The organism is Streptomyces boncukensis, from assembly GCF_011045075.1.
Classification (GTDB): Bacteria; Actinomycetota; Actinomycetes; order Streptomycetales; family Streptomycetaceae; genus Streptomyces; species Streptomyces boncukensis.
The window spans coordinates 1-4,425 of the sequence record NZ_JAAKZZ010000561.1; the positions used below are offsets into that span (position 1 = coordinate 1).

Here is a 4,425-nt window from a genome sequence, read left to right on the forward strand (position 1 = left end):
CCCGGATGGCGGGTTCGGCGTGCGGGGGCCGTGGAGCCGAAGTCTCCTGGACGGGACACTCCGCGACTCCCCTGAAAGGGCGGTTTTGATGGCTGAGAAGCCCGCAATCGTTTTGGTCCACGGCTTCTGGGGCGGTGCCGCGCACTGGGCCAAGGTCATCCCCGAGCTTCGCCGCCGGGGTTTCGGCTCGCTGTACGCGGTGGAGAATCCGCTGACCTCGCTGGCCGACGACGCCGAGCGCACCCGCAAGATGGTCAGGCAGATCGACGGGCCGGTGCTGCTGGTCGGCCACTCGTACGGGGGCGCGGTGATCACCGAGGCGGGGGATCTGCCCCAGGTCACCGGGCTGGTCTATGTCGCCGCGTTCGCTCCGGACGCCGGCGAGAGCGCCGGGCAGATCAGCCAGGAGAAGCCTCCGGCAGCGTTCGAGAACATCGCCCCGGACTCCGACGGCTACCTGTGGGTGAAGCAGGACAAGTTCCACGAGAGCTTCGCCCAGGACCTGCCGGACGAGGAAGCGCTCGTGATGGCCGTGACGCAGAAGGCGCCGCTGGGGTCGACCTTCGGTGACACCGTCACCGCACCGGCCTGGCGCGGGAAACCGACCTGGTACCAGGTCTCCACCGGCGACCGCATGATCCACCCGGACAACGAACGCTGGATGGCCCAGCGCATGAACCCGCGCAAGACCATCGAGCTGGACGCCGGCCACGCCTCGCTGGCCTCGCAGCCCGGCCCGGTCACGGACCTCATCGAGGAGGCCGCGGCCGCGGGCGCCTGACGGCAGGTTCACCGCCCCAGGACACCGGGAGCCGATCGCTCACGGCGAACAGCGCCGGGGGAACATTCCTCGCCTCAAGAGCATTGAGTGGACATAGCTCAAGTTGCCTGCCGAGGGAGAGATCATGACTACCGGTGCCGATTCGACCGGGCGCACACCGCTCACCCTGCCGGTGCTGCCGATCGACGCCGCCACGGACGAGAACGAAGGCGTCGGCGTCGTCCTGCCGGGAATGGTGGTGCCGCTGGACCTGTCGGAGAGCGAGGTGCGCGCCGCCGTCGAGGCCGCGCAGGCCGCCGCCCTCCAGGGAGACAAGCCACGGGTGCTGCTTGTTCCGCGCGTGGACGGGGAGTACGCGGGCATCGGGGTGCTCGGCCGCGTGGAGCAGGTGGGACGGCTCCAGGACGGCGACCCGGGCGCGCTGATCCGGGGCGTGCGCCGGATCCGGATCGGCGCCGGCACCGCGGGCCCCGGCGCCGCGCTGTGGGTGGAGGGCACCGAGGTCGAGGAGAGCGTGCCCGAGCCTTCCCCAAGCTCTCAGCTTCGTTCGAGCAGGGGAGACCCCAAGCCGGGCCAGGTCACGGAGCTGATGAAGGAGTACAAGGCCCTCATCACGGACTGGCTGCGCAAGCGCGGCGCCTGGCAGGTCGTGGACCGGGTGCAGCAGATCGACAACGTCTCGCAGCTCGCGGACAACGCCGGATACTCCCCCTTCCTCTCCACCGAGCAGCGGCTGAAGCTGCTGGAGACGGTGGACCCGGTCGAGCGGCTCAGGGCCGCCACCGCGGCGCTCCGCGAGCACCTCGCCGAGCAGGACGTCGCCGAGACCATCGCCAAGGACGTCCAGGAGGGCGTCGACAAGCAGCAGCGCGAGTTCCTGCTGCGCCGCCAGCTGGAGGCCGTCCGCAAGGAGCTGGCCGAGCTGAACGGCGAGCCGGAGGACGAGAGCGAGGACTACCGCGCCCGCGTCGAGGCGGCCGAGCTGCCCGAGGACGTCAGGAAGGCGGCCCTCAAGGAGGTCGACAAGCTGGAGCGGTCCAGCGACCAGTCCCCCGAGGGCAGCTGGATCCGCAGCTGGCTGGACACCGTCCTGGAGCTGCCCTGGAACGAGCGCACCGAGGACGCGTACGACATCACCGGCGCCCAGCGCGTGCTGGACGAGGACCACGCGGGCCTGCAGGACGTCAAGGAGCGCATCACCGAGTACCTCGCGGTGCGCAAGCGGCGCGAGGAGCGCGGGCTCGGCGTCGTCGGCGGGCGGCGCGGGGGCGCGGTGCTGGCCCTGGTCGGCCCGCCCGGCGTCGGCAAGACCTCGCTGGGCGAGTCCGTGGCCCGCGCGATGGGCCGCAAGTTCGTCCGCGTCGCGCTCGGCGGCGTCCGGGACGAGGCGGAGATCCGCGGCCACCGGCGCACCTACGTGGGGGCGCTGCCGGGCCGCGTCGTCCGCGCCGTCAAGGAGGCGGGCTCCATGAACCCCGTCGTCCTGCTGGACGAGGTCGACAAGGTCGGCGCCGACTTCCGCGGCGACCCGGCGGCCGCCCTGCTGGAGGTCCTGGACCCGGCGCAGAACCACACCTTCCGGGACCACTACCTGGAGGTGGAGCTGGACCTGTCGGACGTCGTCTTCCTGGCGACGGCCAACGTCCTGGAGGCCATCCCGCAGCCGCTGCTCGACCGCATGGAGGTCGTCCAGCTCGACGGCTACACGGAGGACGAGAAGGTCACCATCGCGGGCGACCACCTGCTGCCCCGCCAGCTGGAGCGGGCGGGCCTGGCGGAGGGCGAGGTCACCCTCGCCGAGGACGCGCTGCGCAAGCTGGCCGCCGAGTACACCCGCGAGGCGGGCGTGCGGAACCTGGAGCGCGCCGTGCAGCGGGTGCTGCGCAAGGTCGCGGCCCAGCAGCAGCTCGGGAAGCTGGAGCTGCCGTACGAGGTGGGGGTGGACGAGCTGCGCGCGCTGATCGGTCGGCCGCACCACACGCCCGAGTCCGCGCAGGACCCGGCCGAGCGGCGCACGGCGGTGCCCGGCGTGGCCACCGGGCTGGCGGTGACGGGCGCGGGCGGTGACGTCCTGTTCGTCGAGGCGTCGCTGGCCGACCCGGAGACCGGCGGCTCGGGGCTGACCCTGACCGGCCAGCTGGGCGACGTGATGAAGGAGTCGGCGCACATCGCCCTGTCCTACCTGCGTTCGCGCGGCGCGGAGCTGGAGCTGCCGGTCGGTGATCTGAAGGAGCGGGGCATCCACCTGCACGTCCCGGCGGGCGCCGTGCCCAAGGACGGCCCGAGCGCGGGCGTGACCATGACGACGGCGCTGGCGTCGCTGCTGAGCGGGCGCCAGGTGCGGCCGGACGTGGCGATGACCGGCGAGGTGTCGCTGACCGGTCGGGTGCTGCCGATCGGCGGCGTCAAGCAGAAGCTGCTGGCCGCGCACCGCGCCGGGGTCACCACGGTGGTCATCCCGAAGCGGAACGAGCCCGACCTGGACGATGTGCCCCAGGAGGTGCTGGACGGGCTCGACGTCCACCCGGTCGCCGACGTCCGCCAGGTCCTGGAGCTGGCGCTGACCCCGGCGCAGAGCGGCTCCCGCGAGGTCCCGGTGGCCGCCTGACGCGCCGGCGCGGCGGACGGGCAACGGCGGGGGAGCGCCGCGACGCTCCCCCGCCGCCCCCGTATGCCCGCACGGGCCGGTGGATCACCCTCCGTTGGCCAGGACCTTCAGCCGGTCCATGGAGCCGTTGAAGAGGTTGTGGTCCCCGACCGTGGGCCCGCTCGACGTGTACTGCCAGAACGTGTGGAAGCCCCAGCCCGCCGGGAGCTCGCCGACCGACGACGCGTACCGGGCGATCCACAGCGGGTTCGACGAGCCGAACGCGCCGGAGTTCCCGGTGCACTGCTTCCACCAGTTGGTCGTCGTGTAGATGACCGTGTCCCGCCCGGTGAGCGACTTGTAGGTGTTCACGAAGTCCCGGACCCAGCTCACCATCGCGCTGTTGCTCTTCCCGTAGCAGGTGGAGCCGTACGGGTTGTACTCGATGTCGAGCACGCCGGGCAGGGTCTTGCCGTCCTTGCTCCAGCCGCCGCCGTTGTTGGCGAAGTACCTGGCCTGCGCCGCGCCGGAGGAGCTGCTGGGCACCGCGAAGTGGTACGCGCCGCGGATCATGCCGACGTTGTAGGAGCCGTTGTACTGCTGCGTGAAGTACGGGTTCTTGTAGCTGGTGGCTTCCGTGGCCTTGACGTACGCGAAGCGCACGCCGCTGTTCCACAGGGTGCTCCAGCTGACGTTCCCCTGGTGGCTGCTGACGTCCACTCCGTGGACGCTGGCCACCAGGTTCCGGCGGCCCTCGTCCGGCACGGAACCGTCGGTGCTGTCGCCCTCGTGCATCTGCACTCCGGCGCCCATCCACGCCTCGCCCGGCTTCACGGGCTGCGGCGGGTTCGGCTGCGGGGCCTGTGGGGAGCTCGGTGCGGCCGACGTCGCGCCCGGCAGGGCGAGGACGAGGGCGAGCGCCGAGACGACCGCCGCGAGGGTGCCGAGCACCGTGGCGCGGGGGTGTCTGCGCCAGGGGGCGCGGGAGGTGGAGCTCGTGTGTGAGCTGGGCATCGCTGTGCCTCCGGTGACCTCGATGAGTGGGGGGGTGTGGGGG

At 72.1% G+C, this 4,425-nt stretch carries 3 protein-coding genes; 2 read left to right on the top strand and 1 reads right to left on the bottom strand.

The genetic code is table 11. The annotated features are described in order from the left end of the window. Nucleotides 1-88: 88 nt before the first annotated feature. Entirely contained in the window at nt 89-781 is a 693-nt protein-coding gene (locus G5C65_RS31985) for an alpha/beta hydrolase (protein ID WP_165302543.1), read from the top strand. Nucleotides 782-905: 124 nt separating this feature from the next. Next, entirely contained in the window at nt 906-3,389 is a 2,484-nt protein-coding gene (lon, locus tag G5C65_RS31990) for an endopeptidase La (protein WP_165302544.1), read from the top strand. Nucleotides 3,390-3,473: 84 nt separating this feature from the next. Here the strand turns inward: lon and G5C65_RS31995 are convergent, their stop codons facing one another. Continuing rightward, complete coding sequence (locus G5C65_RS31995) at nt 3,474-4,382, bottom strand: lysozyme (RefSeq protein ID WP_165302545.1); 909 nt, start codon at nt 4,380-4,382, stop codon at nt 3,474-3,476. Nucleotides 4,383-4,425 lie beyond the last annotated feature (43 nt).